15 protein-coding genes are annotated in these 17,490 nt (G+C 73.3%); 5 read left to right on the forward strand and 10 right to left on the reverse strand.

Annotated elements, in window-relative coordinates; genetic code table 11:
- Positions 1 to 106: 106 nt before the first annotated feature.
- The 5 genes from NCI01_RS17505 to NCI01_RS17525 all read right to left on the reverse strand — a co-directional run bounded on the left by NCI01_RS17505 (position 107) and on the right by NCI01_RS17525 (position 6,136).
- Positions 107 to 601 (reverse strand): beta-class carbonic anhydrase, encoded by a 495-nt coding sequence (locus NCI01_RS17505; RefSeq protein ID WP_254182775.1) that lies wholly within the window; start codon positions 599 to 601, stop codon positions 107 to 109.
- 20 nt (positions 602 to 621) lie between these two features.
- Positions 622 to 2,394 carry an MFS transporter gene (locus tag NCI01_RS17510; protein WP_254182776.1) on the reverse strand — a complete coding sequence of 591 codons (1,773 nt, stop codon included), beginning with the start codon at positions 2,392 to 2,394 and terminating at the stop codon, positions 622 to 624.
- A complete protein-coding gene (locus NCI01_RS17515; protein WP_254182777.1) occupies positions 2,391 to 3,119 on the reverse strand; it encodes an LppX_LprAFG lipoprotein in 729 nt (242 codons plus the stop codon). The genes NCI01_RS17510 and NCI01_RS17515 overlap by 4 nt, the downstream gene beginning before the upstream one ends.
- Positions 3,120 to 3,123: 4 nt before the next feature.
- Complete coding sequence (locus tag NCI01_RS17520) at positions 3,124 to 5,640, reverse strand: DNA gyrase/topoisomerase IV subunit A (RefSeq protein WP_254182778.1); 2,517 nt, start codon at positions 5,638 to 5,640, stop codon at positions 3,124 to 3,126.
- A gap of 154 nt (positions 5,641 to 5,794) precedes the next feature.
- Positions 5,795 to 6,136: a GIY-YIG nuclease family protein gene (locus NCI01_RS17525; RefSeq protein WP_254182779.1), complete on the reverse strand. Its 342-nt coding sequence runs from the start codon at positions 6,134 to 6,136 to the stop codon at positions 5,795 to 5,797.
- A 200-nt stretch (positions 6,137 to 6,336) separates the two neighbouring features.
- Here NCI01_RS17525 and NCI01_RS17530 point away from each other — a divergent pair, with 200 nt between their 5' ends.
- Genes NCI01_RS17530 through NCI01_RS17540 form a run of 3 tightly spaced genes read left to right on the forward strand, consistent with a single transcriptional unit; the run spans position 6,337 to position 10,788 of the window.
- The gene (locus NCI01_RS17530; RefSeq protein ID WP_254182780.1) at positions 6,337 to 9,060 is read left to right on the forward strand and encodes a bifunctional acetate--CoA ligase family protein/GNAT family N-acetyltransferase; all 2,724 of its coding nucleotides are present in this window, start codon (positions 6,337 to 6,339) and stop codon (positions 9,058 to 9,060) included.
- A gap of 34 nt (positions 9,061 to 9,094) precedes the next feature.
- Positions 9,095 to 9,676 (forward strand): DUF5998 family protein, encoded by a 582-nt coding sequence (locus NCI01_RS17535; RefSeq protein ID WP_254182781.1) that lies wholly within the window; start codon positions 9,095 to 9,097, stop codon positions 9,674 to 9,676.
- Positions 9,673 to 10,788, forward strand: coding sequence for an alkaline phosphatase family protein (locus tag NCI01_RS17540; RefSeq protein ID WP_254182782.1), 1,116 nt, complete (start codon positions 9,673 to 9,675; stop codon positions 10,786 to 10,788). Before NCI01_RS17535 ends, NCI01_RS17540 begins: the two co-directional genes overlap by 4 nt.
- Positions 10,789 to 10,808: 20 nt before the next feature.
- On the opposite strand, the gene NCI01_RS17545 is transcribed toward NCI01_RS17540, so the two are convergent.
- On the reverse strand, positions 10,809 to 11,462 hold the full coding sequence (locus tag NCI01_RS17545; protein WP_254182783.1) for a thymidine kinase: 654 nt from the start codon (positions 11,460 to 11,462) through the stop codon (positions 10,809 to 10,811).
- Between the two features lie 54 nt (positions 11,463 to 11,516).
- On the opposite strand from NCI01_RS17545, the gene NCI01_RS17550 reads away from it, so the two are divergent.
- Entirely contained in the window at positions 11,517 to 12,356 is an 840-nt protein-coding gene (locus NCI01_RS17550) for a sulfurtransferase (RefSeq protein WP_254182784.1), read from the forward strand.
- Here NCI01_RS17550 and NCI01_RS17555 read toward each other — a convergent pair whose 3' ends face one another.
- Together NCI01_RS17555 and sepH are read right to left on the reverse strand one after the other, a co-directional pair.
- Complete coding sequence (locus tag NCI01_RS17555) at positions 12,357 to 13,196, reverse strand: MOSC domain-containing protein (protein WP_254182785.1); 840 nt, start codon at positions 13,194 to 13,196, stop codon at positions 12,357 to 12,359.
- A gap of 3 nt (positions 13,197 to 13,199) precedes the next feature.
- Positions 13,200 to 14,171, reverse strand: a complete 972-nt coding sequence (sepH, locus tag NCI01_RS17560) for a septation protein SepH (RefSeq protein ID WP_254182786.1) — start codon at positions 14,169 to 14,171, stop codon at positions 13,200 to 13,202.
- Between the two features lie 129 nt (positions 14,172 to 14,300).
- On the opposite strand from sepH, the gene NCI01_RS17565 reads away from it, so the two are divergent.
- On the forward strand, positions 14,301 to 14,936 hold the full coding sequence (locus NCI01_RS17565) for a trimeric intracellular cation channel family protein (protein ID WP_254182787.1): 636 nt from the start codon (positions 14,301 to 14,303) through the stop codon (positions 14,934 to 14,936).
- A gap of 24 nt (positions 14,937 to 14,960) precedes the next feature.
- Here NCI01_RS17565 and NCI01_RS17570 read toward each other — a convergent pair whose 3' ends face one another.
- Both NCI01_RS17570 and NCI01_RS17575 read right to left on the reverse strand, forming a co-directional pair.
- Positions 14,961 to 16,283, reverse strand: a complete 1,323-nt coding sequence (locus NCI01_RS17570) for a D-arabinono-1,4-lactone oxidase (protein ID WP_254182788.1) — start codon at positions 16,281 to 16,283, stop codon at positions 14,961 to 14,963.
- Entirely contained in the window at positions 16,280 to 17,464 is a 1,185-nt protein-coding gene (locus NCI01_RS17575) for an MFS transporter (protein WP_254182789.1), read from the reverse strand. The genes NCI01_RS17570 and NCI01_RS17575 overlap by 4 nt, the downstream gene beginning before the upstream one ends.
- Between the last annotated feature and the right edge of the window lie 26 nt (positions 17,465 to 17,490).

Here is a 17,490-nt window from a genome sequence, read left to right on the forward strand (position 1 = left end):
CTCGACCAGACAGCCGTCGGGAACGTGACGTCACGTTCCGGCGCCCTGCCCGGCCTCGAGGCGCAGGCACGCAACCTCGTCGCGGCGGCCCGCTCGACCTGCGCCGTCAGGCGTGCTGGGTGAGCAGGCCCGTGTCGACGTCGTAGAGGAAGCCGCCGACCTTGGCGCGCTCGCCGATGAGCGGGTGCGTGCGGACCTTGGCGACGTCCTGGCGCAGCTGGTCGAGCTGGTCGGTCACGACCCCGAAGGACTGCCAGCTGGCGTCCACGCCCGCGGACTCGCCGATCTTGGCGCGCAGGTCCTGCTCGGAGGCCGACGCCATGGCGCAGCGGGTGTGGGGCACCACGAGGATGCGCTGCACGTTGAGCAGGTGCACGCCGAGGACGAGTGCCTCGAGCGCCTGCGGCGTCACGCGTGCGCCCGGGTTGCGGAAGATCTTGGCGTCGCCGTGCTGGAGCCCGAGCATGCGCAGCGGGTCGATGCGCGAGTCCATGCACGTGACGAGGGCGATCCCGGCATGGGCCTTGCCGTCGAAGCCGCCGAGGTCGAAGGTGTCCGCGAAGCCGCGGTTGGCCTGCAACAGGTCGTCGAAGTCGCTCACGAACGGCAGGGTAGCGCCCTTCACGCCCGCCCGGTGAAGACGTCTCGCGGGGTCAGCCGGGTGGGGCGCACCTCGCGGAAGAGCACGAGCGCCAGGACCGCGGCGACCACCGCGCACCCGGCCGCGCCCCAGAAGACCGCGTGCTCCTGGGCGATGCCGGCGACTCGGAGGAGGTCGGAGAACTCCTTGCACCGGCTCTTGCCGTCGCACACCTCCTGCACGGGAGGCACGGCCAGCTGCTCGGAGTAGTAGCGCCGGAGCCCGATCGTGGTGAGCGCCGAGATGCCGACGAGCATGCCGACCATCCGCGCCACCACGACGAAGGCGCTCGCGACGCCGTGGACGTCGTCGTCGGTGAAGGCGAGCAGGGCGGCGTTGACCGGGGCGAGGGCGAGCCCGAAGCCGAGCCCGCCGGTGACGAGCGCGACGTTGGCGATCGGCTCCTCGATCGTGGTGAGCCCCCAGCGGGTCATCAGGACGAAGCCGGTGGCGGCGAGCAGCATCCCGATGGCGGTGACCGGGCCGGGGGAGAGGAAGCGGATCAGGTAGCCGCCCGCCACGGCACCGACGGGCAGCGCCAGCAGGAAGCGGACGAGCACGAGCGCGGCCGGCAGCTGGTCGTCGGGGTAGACGGTGGTGCGGGCGAAGAGCGGGATGTCGATGAGGGCGGCGATCAGCGCGGCACCGACGAAGAAGCTGACCAGCAGCGCCCCCCACGCCGGCGTACGACGCAGCGCGCCGCGGGGCACGAGCGGGCGGGCGGCGCGACGGAGGTGCCAGGTGAAGGCCGCAGCCGCGACGACGGCGCCGAGGAGGTACCACCGGCCCTGGGGCGAGAACACCTCGACCTTGGGGTCGGCGGTGGCGAAGGCGAGGATGACCCCGCCGAGGGCCGCGGCGAGCAGCAGGGCACCGACCAGGTCGGCGTCGACGAGGACGCGCGTCCAGCCGCGCAGGTCGAGCAGGGGGCGGGGTGCGGACCAGCACCAGGCCAGCAGCAGCACGAGCGCGACCACGGTGGCGGCGCCGATCGGGGTGAGCCAGCGGCCGTCGCCGGCGAAGGGGATGAACAGCCGGCCCCACGTCAGGTCGCGCATCAGGGGTGCGGGACGCAGGAAGACCACCGCGGCGCACGCGAAGGTCACCAGCAGCAGCAGGAGGCCGACGAGGTCGGGCCGCCGTCTGGTGCCGGACCCCGGCGGACGGTGCGGGGCGAGGGTGCGGATGGCGGCGGCGAGCACGAGGCCGACGGCGAGGTTGACGGCGAAGATCGCCCGCCAGTCGGCGACGGCGAGGACCGCGGCACCGAACAGCGGGCCGAGGACCGAGCCGATCTCCTGCACCGCGGACACCACGCCCAGCGGGACGCCACGGCGCTCGACCGGGTAGAGGTCGGCCACCAGGGCCAGCGTCGCCGGCACGAGGCCGCCGCCGCCGACGCCCTGGAGGAAGCGGCCGGCGACGATGCTCGGCATGTCGTAGGCGACGGTGGTGACGAGCGAGCCCAGCGCGAACAGCACGAGCGCCATCACCAGCACGGGCACCCGGCCGCGCAGGTCGGCGATGCGCCCGATGAGCGGGAGCATCGCGACGTAGCCGAGGAGGAAGCCGCTGACGATCGGCGCCGCCCGCTGGAGCTGGTCGATCGGCACCCCGACGCCGGTCATCATGTCGGGGAGCGCCAGGACGACGACGTAGGTGTCGGCCGCCGCGAAGGCGACGGCGACCGCGGCCAGGGCGAGGAGCGCCCGCGAGGTGCGGGACACCGCGGCCTCGCCCGTGGCGGTGCTCACGGCGCGGTGATGTCCTTCTCGGTGCCGTAGTCGGCGAAGTCGACCGTGTAGGTCATCGGCTCGGCGCGGGGGTAGAAGGCGCCGGTGAGGGTGGCCTTGCGGAGCTCGCCGGCGTCGCTGACCTGCCACTCGACGTCGAAGGTGTCGCCAGAGGACGAGGGGATGATCGCGTCCATCGCGTCACCGGGGACGGTGCCGGAGTAGGTGGTGAGGATCTCGCTGTTGTCGGCGCCGCCGCGCACGGTCTCGCCCGCCTCGGGCGACTCGGTGAGGCCCAGCAGCCCGGCGAAGCCGTCGTCCCCGATCAGGTTGGAGGGGTCCGGCGCGCCGTACTCCTTGGGGTTGACCTTGTTCCAGCCCGGCGTGAAGGGCAGCTGCGCGTAGACGGTGTCGTCGACCGCGACGACAGGTACGTCGACGGTCTGGCCGGCGAACACCACCGTGATCGAGCCGTCGAAGGCCGGCGTGTTGGTGATGGTGCCGACCGCCTTGGTGATGCCCGAGACCCCGTCGGGCAGCGAGGGCGTGGACAGGCTGAGCTCGACACCGGCGGTCTCGGTGAGCGTGGTCGCGGCCTCGTCGAGCACCTCCTCGGGAGTCGGGCCCTCGTCGGTCTCGCCGCTGGCTCCCTCGCCGCCGGAGCAGGCGGCCAGGACGGGCAGGGCGAGCACCACGGCGGCGACGGTCGTGGCGAGTCGTCCGGAGGTGCGGGCGCGAGCGAGCATGGCCTCAGCCTTCCACAGGGGCGGCTGCGCCAGCCGCGTCCGCGCCCGGCGTGGCCACACCGGTCGCGACCTGCGCCGACACGGGGGAGGCGACCGCGGCGATGGGCTGGGGCGCGGGAACGCCCGAGCCGTCACGACGGCCGTTGGCCTCGGGCAGGTCGACGGGCGCCCCGCTCGAGGCGGCCGCGCGGGCCGGGCCCGGACCGGCCCAGGCCGTGACCAGGACGTCCTCGCCCTTGAGGAACCGGTGGCTGCGCACGCCGCCGGTGGCGCGGCCCTTGCCGGGGTACTCGCTGAACGGCGTCACCTTGACCGCACCGGCCTCGGTGCCGGGCAGGGCCGTGGACGACCCCGAGGCGGTGACGACGACCGCGTCGTCGGGGACGAAGGCGCCGAAGAAGGCGACCCGCTGGCCCGCGCCGAGCTTGATGCCGGCCATGCCGCCGCCCGAGCGGCCCTGCGGTCGTACGCCGGAGGCGGGGAAGTGGAGCAGCTGGGCGTCGCTGGAGATGAAGCAGAGCTCCTCCTCGCCCGTGATGAGCTCGACCGCGCCGACGACCTCGTCGCCGTCCTTGAGGCCGATGACCTCCCACTCGTCGCGGTTGAGCACCTCAGGGTTGACCCGCTTGACCACGCCGTCGCGCGTGCCCAGCGCGAGACCGGGACCGTCGGTGGGCAGCGCGGTGAGCGCCAGGGCCCGCTCGCCCTGCTCGAGGGCGAGCATCTCGCTCAGCGGCAGGGTGCCCTGGAGGTTGGGGTCGTTGGCGGTGGGCGGCAGCTCCGCGTTGCTCAGGTCGAGCACGGAGAGCCTCATCACGCGACCGCGGCTGGTGACCACCCCGATCTCGCCGCGCTTGGTCGTGCGCACCACCGAGACGGTGACGTCGTGGTTGGCGCGGTCGCCGCCCGAGCCGAGCGGCTCGGCGTCGCGGGTGCGCGCGAGCAGGCCGGTGGAGGAGAGCAGGACGTAGCAGGGCTCGTCGGCCACCTCGACGGACGCGACGGCCGCCGTGACGGCGGGAGCAGCGCCGAGCAGGACGGTGCGGCGCGGCGTGCCGTGCTCCTTGGCGACGTCGGTGAGCTCGTCGGAGACGACCTTCCGCAGCAGCTTCTCGTCGGCGAGGATCGCGTCGAGGTACTCGATCGTGCGCTCGAGCTCGCTCTTCTCCTTCTCGAGCTCCAGCCTGGAGAACTTCGTCAGCCGGCGCAGCGGCATGTCGAGGATGTAGTCGGCCTGGACCTCGGAGAGCTCGAAGATCTCGATGAGGCGCTCCTTGGCCGCGGCGGCGTTGTCGGAGCCGCGGATCACCTGGATGACCTCGTCGATGTCGAGGATCGCGACCAGCAGACCGTCGACGAGGTGCAGCCGGTCCGCGGCCTTCGCGCGGCGGAACGTGGAGCGACGGCGTACGACGTCGAAGCGGTGGCCGAGGAACACCTCGAGCATCTGCTTGAGGCCCAGCGTGCGGGGCTGGCCGTCGACGAGGGCGACGGCGTTGATGCCGAAGGAGTCCTCGAGCGCGGTCTGGCGGTAGAGCTGCTCGAGGATCGCCTCGGGGACGAAGCCGTTCTTGATCTCGATGACCAGCCGCAGGCCGTGCTCGCGGTCGCTGAGGTCCTTGATGTCGGCGATGCCCTGGAGCTTCTTGCCGAGCACGAGCTTCTTGATCTGCTCCATCACCCGCTCGGTGCCGACGCCGTAGGGCAGCTCGGTGACGACGATGCCCTTGCGTCGCGCCGTCACCGACTCGATCCGCGCGGTGGCGCGCATCTTGAAGGTGCCGCGACCGCTCTCGTAGGCGTCGCGGATGCCGTCGAGGCCGACGATCTTGCCGCCGGTGGGCAGGTCCGGGCCGGGCACGAAGCGCATCAGGTCGTCGAGCGACGCCTTCGGGTGGGTGATCAGGTGCTTGAGCGCCTGGACGACCTCGACGAGGTTGTGGGGCGCGATGTTGGTGGCCATGCCGACCGCGATGCCGGCCGACCCGTTGACCAGGAGGTGGGGGATCGCCGCCGGCAGGACGACCGGCTCCATCTCGCGGGAGTCGTAGTTGGGCTTGAAGTCGACCGTGTCCTCGTCGATCGAGGCGGTCATCGCCACCGCGGCGGGCGCCATCCGGCACTCGGTGTAGCGCATGGCGGCGGGGGAGTCGTCGGGCGAGCCGAAGTTGCCGTGCCCGTCGACGGTCCGCAGCCGCATCGACCAGGGCTGCGCCATCCGCACCAGGGCGTCGTAGATCGCGCCGTCGCCGTGCGGGTGGAGCCGGCCCATCACCTCGCCGACGACACGGGCGCTCTTGACGTGGCCGCGGTCGGGCCGCAGCGACATGTCGTCCATCGTGTAGAGGATCCGTCGCTGGACCGGCTTGAGGCCGTCGCGCGCGTCGGGCAGCGCCCGGGAGTAGATGACCGAGTAGGCGTACTCGAGGAACGACGTCTGCATCTCGTCGCGGATGTCGGTGTCGAGGATGTGCTCCTCGAAGTCGTCCGGGAGGGGCTCCTGCTTCGTACGTCGTGCCATGCGCGCCATTGTCCCCGGTGCCCGCTCGCCGATCGGCAGGGGCACGCCGGGGCGGCCCGCCGAACCCTCGCTGGTCGAGTGCCGCGCGAGCGCCCGCCACCCCTCGTTGGTCGAGTAGCCCGCGAGCGCCAGCGAGCGGGCGTATCGAGACCCCTCAGTCCGGACCCGCGGATCTCGACCGGTCGCCGGTGCCACCCGTCGGGGGCCGGCGGCGGGAGAAGTCCTTCCTCGCGAGCGCGGGCAGGCCCTCGTAGTCGCCCTCGACGAGCGCCAGCCGCTTGCGCCGGCTCCAGCTCTGGACCTGCTTCTCCCGGGAGTAGGCCAGGCCGACGTTCTCGTACTCCTCGTGCCACACCAGCTCGACCGGTCGACGCGTGGTCGTGTAGGCGGCCCCCAAGCCGATCTGGTGCTGGTGGAGGCGGATGGCGAGGTCGCGCGTGCTGCCGACGTAGAAGGAGCCGTCGGAGCAACGGAGCATGTAGACGTAGGCAGTCATGGATCCAGCGTCGGTGTCGGCGGCGGAGGGCGACAGGTGCTGGAGGGCATCTGTGGAGAGGGGTCTCGATACGCCTCGCTCGTTCCTCGCTCGGCTACTCGACCAGCGAGAGGGGCGGAGGATGGGGGTCTCGACGCCGGCCGGACAGGGGTGTGGGCGCCGGACACGCCTCCTGGCGGCGGGGCGGATAGATTGCAGGCGTGACCGAGACGGACGCCGCTGCAGACGAGGTGCGTACGACGCGTCCGCCCCGGCACTGGGAGGCGGACGTCCTGCTGCGCGACGGGCGCACGGCCCACATCCGGCCGATCCAGCCCGACGACCGGGACCTGCTGGTCGAGTTCTACAGCCGGGTGTCCGACCAGTCGAAGTACTACCGCTTCTTCTCGCCCATGCCGGAGCTGTCCGAGCGTGACCTGGACCGGTTCACCAAGGTCGACCACCGTGACCGGGTCGCGATGATCCTGCTCGTGGCCGGGCAGATGATCGCGGTCGGCCGCTACGACACCATCCGGCCCGGCTACGCCGAGGTCGCGTTCCTCGTCGAGGACGCCCACCAGGGCCGCGGCATCGGCCAGCTGCTGCTGGAGCACCTCGCCCAGGCCGGGCGCGAGCGGGGGATCCAGGAGTTCGTCGCCGAGGTCCTGCCCGACAACCAGGCGATGATCCACACGTTCAAGGACGCCGGCTACCAGGTGCGGAGCGCGTTCGAGGACGGCGTGATGGAGCTGGTGTTCCGGATCGACCCGACCGACACCGCGCTCGGCGTCATGGAGCAGCGCGAGCACCGCGCCGAGTACGCCTCCATCGAGCGCTTCTTCTCCCCGAAGTCGGTGGCGATCATCGGCGCGAGCCGCCGCCAGGACACGATCGGGCGCGCGCTGGTGCGCCACCTGGTCCTGGGCAACTTCACCGGCCGCATCCACGTGGTCAACCCCAGCGCCGACTCGGTGTCCGGCATGCCGGCGTGGAAGTCGGTGGGCGACATCCCGGGCGACGTGGACGTGGCGATCGTCGCCGTGCCCGCCGAGTCGGTGCAGGACGTCGTGCTCGACTGCGCCGCCAAGGGCGTGCACGGCCTGGTCGTGATCTCGTCCGGGTTCGCCGAGACCGGCGAGGAGGGCCGGATGCGGCAGCGCCGCCTGGTCGGCCTGTCCCGCTCCTACGGCCTGCGGCTGATCGGCCCCAACGCCCTCGGCATCATCAACACCGACCCCGACGTCCAGCTCAACGCCTCGCTCTCCTCGGTGATGCCGCCCCGCGGCCGGGCCGGCTTCTTCTGCCAGTCCGGCGCGCTCGGCTCGGCGATCCTGGAGAAGGTCCAGAACCGTGGCCTGGGCCTGACCACCTTCGTCAGCGCCGGCAACCGCGCCGACGTGTCCGGCAACGACCTCCTCCAGTACTGGGAGGAGGACGACGCCACCGAGGTCGTGCTCCTCTACCTCGAGTCGATCGGCAACCCGCGCAAGTTCTCCCGCATCGCGCGACGGGTCAGCCGCCGCAAGCCGATCGTCGCCGTGCGGTCGGGCCGCAGCTCCCAGGGCGTCCCGATGGGGCACGCGGTGCGCAAGATCGGGGCGCCGGGCGAGGCCGTCGACGCGATGTTCCGCCAGGCCGGGATCATCCAGGTCGAGTCGCTGGAGGAGATGTTCGACGTCGCCCAGCTGCTCGCCCACCAGCCGCTGCCGCGCGGGCGCCGGGTCGCGATCGTCGGCAACTCCGACGCGCTGGGCCTGCTCGCCGCCGACGCTGCCAACTCCGTCGGTCTCGTCGTCAACCGGCAGGAGGCCCTCGGCGCCGACGCGACCGCGGAGGACTTCGAGGACGCCCTCGACGCCGCGATCGACGACCCCGAGGTCGACGCCGTCGCCGCGATCTTCATCCCGCCCCTCAACGTCGCCGGCGCCCGGGAGGACGTCGCCAACGTGCTCGCGGCCGTCGGCGAGCAGTCCGACAAGCCGATCGTGTCGACCTTCCTCGGCACCGAGGGCGTGCCGGAGCTGCTGCGCGTGCCCGACGTCGCCGGCTCGAGCGCCGGCCGCGGGTCGGTGCCGTCCTACCCGGCCGTCGAGGCGGCCGTGCGCGCGCTCGCGCACGTCGTCGAGTACGCCGTGTGGCTGCGCGTGCCCAACGTGCCGCCCGTCGAGCCGGGCTCCAACGACCTCGACGCGGCCCGTCACCTCGTCAACGAGGTCCTCATGCGGCACCCCGAGGGCCGCGACCTCGACTTCGACGAGCAGTACCGCCTGCTCACCGCCTACGGGATCGACCTGTGGGACACCTACGCCGTCGCCACCCTCGACGAGGCCACCACCGCGGGTGAGGCGCTGGGCTGGGACGTCGTGCTCAAGGCGACGGCCGACCACCTGCGCGACCGCCCCGACCTCGCCCACGTGTGGCGCAACATCGACACCCCGGCGGAGATGGCGCAGGCCTGGCGCTCGCTGACCAGCCTCATCACTGACCCCGACAACGCCGGCTTCGTCGTGCAGCGCAACGCGCCCCCGGGCGTGCCGGTCACGATCGCGACGATGGAGGACCCGCTCTTCGGCCCGGTCCTGTCGTTCGGGATCGGCGGTCCGCTTACCGAGCTGCTGGGGGACCGGTCCTACCGGATCCCGCCCCTCGCCGACCACGACGCCCAGGACATGGTGCGCGAGATCAAGGCCTCGCCGCTTCTCTTCGGATACCGCGGCAGCGAGATCGTCGACGTCGCGGAGATCGAGCGGCTGGTGCGCCAGGTGGCGCAGCTCCAGCACGACCTCCCGCAGGTGCGGGCCCTGCAGCTGCCGCTCGTGCTGGCCGGCGTGGAGAGCGCCACCGTGCTCGGCGCCAACGTGCGGGTCGAGCCGGTCAAGGACCCCCGGTCCGACTGGTTCGTCCGCCGGCTGAGCACGATGCCCGGTGACACCCTGCCTGACTGAGGACCGGACGGCGGAGGCGTGACACACTGCCACCATGCCCCGCTCCACCCGTGACGCGGACGTCTCCCACGACCTCCGCAAGGCGATCCACCGCACCGGCTACTACCCCGAGGTCGTCGCCGACGGCGTGTTCTCCGCGGCCGGCGGCGAGGAGGTCGTGTCCTACTTCGTCCACCACGAGACGACGTTCGACCACGAGGAGGTACGCCGGCACCTCACGGCGCTGCTGCTGACGCCCACCCGGCTCGTCATCGCGCACACCGACGAGCACCCCGGCGACGACCTGCTGCCCGAGCCCTACACCTCGACCACCACCGAGGCCGTCACCCTTACGTCCATCCGGACCGTGGTCGTGACCCGGATGGTGGCCAACCCCACGAAGGGCGTCGCGCCGCCCGCCGAGGCCGTGCTGACGATCGGTTGGGGCGGCGTGGGTCGGCTCGACCTCGAGCCGGCGGCCTGCTCGGACCCCGAGTGCGACGCCGACCACGGCTACACCGGTACCCTGGCCAGCGACGACTACACGCTGCGGGTCTCCGCGGCGGCCGAGGGCTCCGACGCCGTGGCCGGGCTGCTCGGGTTCGCCGAAGCGCTGTCCGCCCGCACCCGCGGATGACCCTCACGCCACCGGCCTACGGCGACCGCTCGCTGGCCGACGTGGTCCCGTCGGTGGCCCGGGCGCTGGGCGTGGAGCTCGACGGCCACCCGGTCGGGTTCGAGCTGCCCCCGGCGCCGTCGTACGTCGTCTTCCTCGTCGACGGGATGGGTGCCGAGCTGCTCACCCGCTACTCCCATGCGGCGCCCTACCTGTCGTCCCTGGTCGCCGGCGGCGCCACTGGGACGGCCGGCGTGCCGTCGACCACGGCCACCTCGCTCACCTCGCTCGGCACCGGGCTCGTGCCGGGCGCGCACGGCCTCGTCGGCTTCACCGCCCGCATCCCCGGCACCGACCGGCTGCTCAACCACCTCTGGTGGGACAAGGACGTCGACCCGCTCGAGTGGCAGCCGCACCCGACGGCGCTCGGGCGGCTCGCCCACGCCGGCGTCAACGTCACCTCGGTCAACAAGCGTGACTTCGACGGGTCGGGCCTCACGGTCGCCTCCCAGCGGGGCGCGACCTACGTCGGCGCCGACCGCGTCGGCGAGCGGATCGCCGCGACCGTCGCGGCGTCGGCCGACCAGCCCTCGCTGACCTATGTCTACGACTCCGACCTCGACTGGACCGGGCACAAGTTCGGCGTGGCCTCGACCCAGTGGCTCCAGCAGCTGGCGATGGTCGACGCCGAGGCGGAGCAGCTGCGCGAGGCGCTGCCGTCCTCGACCCGGCTGCTCGTCGTCGCCGACCACGGGATGGTCGACAGCCCGCGCGAGGCCCGCGTCGACGTCGACGAGGTCGACGGCATGCGTGACGGGGTCGCGCTGCTCGGCGGCGAGGCCCGGTTCCGCCACCTCTACTGCGCCGCGGGCGCCGTGCCCGACGTCGTGGCCACCTGGCGCGACGTGCTGGGGGAGCGTGCCACCGTGCTGACGCGGGAGGACGCGACCGCCCGCGGCTGGTTCGGGACGGTGGCGCCGGGCGTACGGCCCCGCCTGGGCGACGTCATGGTCGCCTGCCACGGCGACACCGCCGTCATGTCCAGCCGTGACTTCGCCTACGAGGACACCCTGGTCGGGCTCCACGGCTCGCTCACCTCGACCGAGATGCTGATCCCGATCCTCGTCGGCTGACGAGCCGGCCCCCGCAGGCGTCAGCCGAAGGGCAGCGGCTCGGGGGCGAGGCTGACCGCCTTCGCGCGCGCCGCGGTGAGGCGGCGGCGGTGGTGCTGGCGGCACAGCACCTCGTAGGCGACCTCGGCGGGCGGCTCGTCGGCCAGGTCGACGTCCCCGACGACGATCACCTCGCCGTCGGTGACCATCGCGCCGTTCTCGGTGCGGGCGTTGTGGGTGGCGCGCTTGCCGCACCAGCACAGCGCCTCGACCTGGAGCACGTTCATCCGGTCGGCGAGCTCGACCAGCCGGGCGCTGCCGGGGAACAGCTGCGAGCGGAAGTCGGTGAGGATGCCGAAGGCGAAGACGTCGATCTGCAGCTCGTCGACGACCTTGGCCAGCTGATCGATCTGCTCGGCTGCGTAGAACTGGGCCTCGTCGCAGATGAGGTAGTCGATCCGCCCGCCCCGGGTGAGGGTGTCGACCACGTAGGCCCAGAAGTCGAAGCCCGCGTCGACCTCGAGCGCCTCGTGGGTGAGGCCCAGGCGGCTGGACAGCACCGCCTGCCCCGACCGGTCGTGCGTCGTGAAGATCCGGCCGACGCGTCCGCGGGCGGCGTGGTTGTGGTTGGTCTGGAGCGCCAGCGTCGACTTGCCGGAGTCCATCGTGCCCGTGAAGAAGTGCAGTTCAGCCATGTCTCGCGAATCCTGTCACAGCCCACGCCCGGTCCGGCGGCTACCGTGCCGGGCATGGACGACGACTTCCGCCGTACGCCCTCCCGCGGACCGCTGACCAGCCCCGAGGAGCTCGCCGCCGACCTCGGCGGCGTCACCGTCCTCGACGTGCGCTACCTCATGGGCGGGCCGCCCGGTCGCGAGCAGCACGCGACCGGCCACGTCCCGGGAGCGGCGTACGTCGACATGGACGAGGACCTCGCGGACCCGCCGGGCGCCGGTGGCCGGCACCCCCTGCCCGACCCGGCACGGTTCGAGGCAGCGATGCGACGCGCCGGCGTGTGCGACGACCGCCCCGTGGTGGTCTACGACGACTGGCAGGGGCGGGCGGCCGCGCGGGCGTGGTGGCTGCTGCGGCACCACGGCCACCGCGACGTCCGTGTCCTCGACGGCGGGTGGACCGCCTGGCTGGAGGCCGGGCTCCCGACCGAGTCCGGACCGGTCGAGGCCGAGCCGGGCGACTTCACGCTGTCGGCGAGCGACGCGGCTCCCGCCGTGGGACCGGACGAGGTCCTGGACGTCGAGGTGCTGATCGACGCACGGGCGCCCGAGCGGTTCCGCGGCGAGACGGAGCCGGTCGACCCGGTCGCCGGCCGGATCCCCGGCGCCGTCAACGTCCCGACGACCGCCAACCTCGACGATCGGGGGCGCTTCCTGGCGCCGGAGCGCCTGCGCGAGGTGTACGCCGGCGTGGGAGCGGACGCGGCGGGGTCCGTGGCCGCCTACTGCGGCTCCGGCGTGACCGCCGCGCACGACCTGCTCGCGATGGAGGTCGCCGGCATCCGCGCCGCGCTCTACCCGGGCAGCTGGAGCGGGTGGATCACCGACCCGCGGCGTCCCGTCGCGACCGGGTGATCAGAGGGCCCGGACCTCGTCGCCGACGCTGATCCGTCCCGTCGTCTCCGGGACCAGGTGCACGGCGAAGAACACCTTGCCGCCGTCGAAGCGCCGGTGCCGCGCGAGGGTGCGCGTCGGCTCCGTCGCCGTCGTCAGCGTGAGCGGGTCGAGGGTCGCCATCACGCACCGGCCGACCGGCTTGCCGATCCGGAAGGGGACCTCGCCCACCACGACCCGGCTCCACCCGTCCTCGGCGAACGGCGCGTCGCCGTCGACGACGAGGTTGGCCCGGAAGCGCTCGATCGGCAGCGGGCCGGGCGGGTCCTCGCCGAGCTCGAGGGCGCGCTCGACCATCCAGTCGTTGAGCTGACGCATCGAGGCGAGCGAGGCGATCGTCACCGGGAACGAGTCGGGGAAGGCGGCGTGGTCGCCGGGCTGCGAGAACCCCGGCTGGAGGGTCCGCTGCTCCGGCGCGTGGCACCAGACCAGCCGGAGGTCGTCACGTCCCAGGACGCGTCGCAGCCACGCGTCGGCGTCCGGGCCCGCCGGGCGCGCGTGCAGGTGCAGGGAGAAGAGGCGTACGGCGACCGGCGCGGACTGCGGGACGTCGACGAGCAGGTCGGGGTGGCCGGGGGCGCGGAGCCGGAGCGCGGCCCCCACGGACGGGTCGGTCGCGGGGGTGTCGGCGACCACGTGGAAGAGGCCGGGCACCTCGCGCGCCGAGACGAGGCCGGCGTCGCCGTCGACGAGCATCCAGGACCGGTCGTCCGCCAGGCCGCGCGGCAGCACGGTCGAGGACGTGACCGGCCGGATGGCGCCTGACTTGAGCGGGTGGACGTTGAGCTGGACGAGTCGCAACCCTCAGTCGCCCTTGCCCCCGCCGAACATGATCTCGTCCCAGCTCGGCACCGACGCGCGGCCGCGCTTCTTCGCGGGCTTGGGCTTCGGCTCGGCAGGCGCCTCCGCGGCGGGGTCGCGGCGGGGCTCGACCGGCTCCGAGGGGGCCTCGCCGTCGCGCTGCTCGTCACGCTGCTCGTCGAGGTAGGCCTCCATCGGCTGCTCCGCGCCCAGACCCGTCTCGGACAGCTCCATGGTGGTCTCCTCGGGGGTCGCGGACGACTCCTCCCCGGTGACCATCTCGATCGCGTCGTCGCCGAGGGGCAGCTCGTCGCCGACCGCGCTGAGCCGGCGCTGGCGCGCGGCCGCGAGGTCGTCGGACGTCGGTGTGGCGGTCGCGGCCTCCGGGGCGGTGTCACCGACCAGCCAGTGGGCGTCGTCGTCGTCGAGCGTCACGAAGCTGCCGCGCGGGTCGTGGGAGAACGTCGCGGTGCCGATGCGCCCCGCGATGTCGTAGAGCGCCGTCAGCGTCCACCGGCCGTCCTCGCGCCGCCAGGCGTCCCACTCGACGCTGGCCGGGTCGACGTCGTGGGCACGCAGGTGGGCGCTGACGGCCTCGCCGAGGGTGCGGGCGCCGGACTCGGACGCGCGGCGTCGTACGGAGGCGAGCTGGGCGCGCTCGGCGACGTGGGCGCGCTCGGCCATCACGGGCGCCGCGAACGGCATGATCTTCTCGACCGACGTGCCGGCCGCGTGCGCCACCGCCTCGGGTGACTCACCGGCGCGGATGCGCATCTGGATGTCGCGGGGGCGGAGGGTTGATTCCATCGGGATCTCCAACTGGCCAGACGTGTCGGGGCCGGTGCTGTCGGGCGCGCCGCTGACCGCGCGACGGAGCCGGGGGTCGATGGCCAGGGTGTGCTCCTGGCCTGACTCGTCCACCAGCAGCAGGCGCTTGCCGTCCTTGCTGCGTCCGGTGAACGTCAGCTTGGCCATCGACGGCGGACTCCTGCCTGGCTGGTGGTCGGGTGGGTCGGCGGTGCACGGGGCATCCGTGTCGCTCGAGCCTACGCCAGCACGGTGCCCCGGCACGGTTGCGCCCGCGGCGCGCCCTAGGCTTCCGGTGTGCCTGAGCCGGAGTTCGCGACGCCGCTGGTCGTGCTCGACCTGACGGGCATCTTCTTCTTCGCGGTCGCCGGCGCGCTGGTCGCGGTCCGCAGGAACCTCGACCTCTTCGCCGCCCTCGTCCTCGGCGGGGTCACCGGCCTCGGCGGCGGGATGATCCGCGACGTGCTCATCGGGGCGACGCCCCCGGCCGCGCTGGCCGACTGGCGCTACCTGCTCGTCCCCGTCGTGGCCGGGTTGCTCACCTTCGCCTTCCACGGCGCGGTCGGGCGTCTCGAGCGGGTGGTGACCCTCTTCGACGCCTTCGGCCTGGCGCTGTTCTGCGTCACCGGCGCGCTGAAGGCGGTGGAGTACGGGCTGGGTCCGCTCCCGGCAGCCCTGCTCGGGATGGTGACCGGCATCGGCGGCGGGATGATCCGCGACGTGCTGGCCGGCAGCGTGCCGGTCATCTTCGAGGGCGTGCTCTACGCCACCCCGGCGCTCGCCGGCGCCCTGGTCGCTGTCCTCCTCGACCGCGCGGACCTGCCGTTCGCGGTCGTCGCGACGGGCGGCTTCGCCACCTGCCTGGGGTGGCGGCTGCTCGCGCTGGTGCGCGGCTGGCGGGCCCCGCTGCCCAAGGGCCCGGCCAACGTCTGAGCGCCGCGCGCCCGGCCTGCGACCCTAGTCGCCCAGGATCCGCCGCAGGTGGGCGTTGGCGAAGACCCGGTCGGGGTCGAGCCGGTCGCGCAGGGCGAGGAAGTCGGTGAACCGGTCGTACGCCGGCGCCAGGTCCGCGGCCGTGCAGGTGTGCACCTTGCCCCAGTGCGGGCGCCCGCCCGCCTCGCGCAGGATCGGCTCGAGCCCGCCGAAGTAGGCCGTGTGATCGGTGTCGGCCGGCACGTGGAAGGCGAGGTAGAGGCTGTCGCGGCCGTGGGCGGTCGACAGGGCGACGTCGTCGGCGCGGGCGGTGCGCACCTCGACCGGGAAGGCGATGCGCCAGTCGCTCGCGTCGATGACCCGGCGGCACTCGCGCAGCACGTTGAGCCCGACCTCGCGCGGGACGGCGTACTCCATCTCGCGGAACCGCACCCGACGCGGGGTCACGAACACCCGGTGGGCCAGGTCGCTGTAACGGCGCTCGGACTGTGCCCGGCCGGCGACGCGGTTGATGCGCGGCACCAGCGGGGGGACCCGCGACCCGACGCGGCACAGGGCACCGAAGACCGCGTTGGACAGCGCCTCGTCCTCCCACCACGCCGCCACGCGCGACGGGGGCTCCTGCTCGCCGGGCTCGAGGTCGGTGCGGACGTTCTGCTTGACCATGAGGCGGTCGGTGTGGGGGAACCAGTAGAGGTCGAGGTGGTGCGCGGCGGCGGCCATCTCGTCGTAGGACGCGAGCCCGCGGTCCCACGTCATCGGCTGCTCGTGGGCCTCGAGGACGAAGAGCGGCTCCACGTGGAAGGTGAGGCTGGTGAGGACCCCCAGGGCGCCGAGGCCGACCCGCGCGAGGTCGAAGACGTCGGGGTTCTCGGTCACGGAGGCCCGGAGCACCTCGCCGGTCCCGGTGACCATCTCGATCCCGGCGAGCTGCGCGGCCAGGCCGGCGGCGACGCCACCGGTCCCGTGCGTGCCGGTCGACGTCGCGCCCGCGATCGTCTGCTCGGCGATGTCGCCCATGTTGTGCAGGGACAGGCCGAGGCGCTCGAGCGCGAGGTTGAGGTCCTTCAGCGGCGTGCCCGCGCGGGCGGTGACCGTCATCGCCTCGCGGTCGACGTCGAGGATCCCGCTCAGCCCCTCGGGGCGCAGCAGCGTGTGCTCGGGAGCCGCGATCGCGGTGAAGCTGTGCCCGGTGCCGGTCATCTTGACCGTCGTGCCGGCCTCGCGCGCCCGTCGTACGACGTCCACGACCGCCTCGACGGACGCGGGCGTCTCGACGTGGCGCGGCACCGCCTCCTCCAGCCCGGACCAGTTGCGCCAGAGGTGACCGTGGAGGGCGGAGCTCATGCCCGCAGACTAGGGCCCGGCCGGGCCAGCTGCGCGGCGAGCGCACCGAGGACTCCTCCGACGAGCGCCACCGCGTACGCCGCCGACGCGCCGCTGTGGTCGACGACGAACCCGGCGATGCTCGCGCCGGGTGCCACGCCGGCCACGATGCCGGTGTGCAGGATCGCCATGCCCTCGGTGAGGCGACCGGCCGGGACGCCCTGCTCGACCATCGTCATCGCGCCGATCATCGTGGGCGCGATCGCCAGGCCGCCCACGAGCAGCACCACGGCCATCAGCGGCACGGAGTCCACGAACATCAGCGGTGCCATCGCCAGCGCCATGGCCGCCGACCCCCACCGGAGCCGGACCTCCGGACCGCTGCGCCAAGCGACGGCACCGGTCACCAGCCCGGCGACGAGGCTGCCGAGCGACCACGCCGCCAGGAGCCAGCCTGCCACCCAGCGCTGGCCCTGCTCCTCGGCGAAGGCGACCGTGGTGACCTCGGCGGCCCCGAAGAGGGCGCCGAGGGTCAGGCAGACGAGCGCGAGGGCCAGGACGAGCCGCCACGGCATCGGAGGACGGGGGCCGGCGGGTGCGCTGCGACCGGCGGGCGGCTCGGTGCGCCGCTGCGCCGCGAAGGCGAAGGTCCCGACGACGCCGCTGACGAGCGCGCAGGTGAGGCCCGCGACCGGGTGCCAGCTCGTCGCCAGCAACGTGACCAGCACCGGACCCACGACGAAGACGACCTCGTCGAGCACCGCCTCCAGCGCGAACGCGGTCTGCTTCTCGGCCGGCTCGTCGAGCAGGTGCGACCAGCGGGTGCGCACGCTGGCGCCGACCTGGGGGAGCGACGCACCGGCGACGGCCGCGAAGACGTAGGTCCAGACCCGCGGCCAGTCCTGCTCGACTGCGAGCATCATCAGCGCGAGCCCGGCGCCGAACACCGAGATCGCCAGCGGCAGCACTCGCGACTGGCCGAAGTGGTCCACCCACCGGCCGTGGAGCACCGCGAAGGCCGCCTCGGCCAGCACGAACACCGCGGAGACCGTCCCGGCCAGCCCGTAGGAGCCGGTGCGCTCCTCGACGAGCAGGACGATCCCGAGCCCGACCATCGAGATCGGGAGCCGGGCGACGAGGGCGGCGCTGCTGAACGCCAACGCGCCGCGGCGTGCCAGCACCCGGCGGTAGGAGTCGAGCACAGGCCGGATGGTAGGCCGCTCTACGC

The sequence above is a fragment of the Nocardioides pinisoli genome, assembly GCF_024199985.1.
Classification (GTDB): domain Bacteria; phylum Actinomycetota; class Actinomycetes; order Propionibacteriales; family Nocardioidaceae; genus Nocardioides; species Nocardioides pinisoli.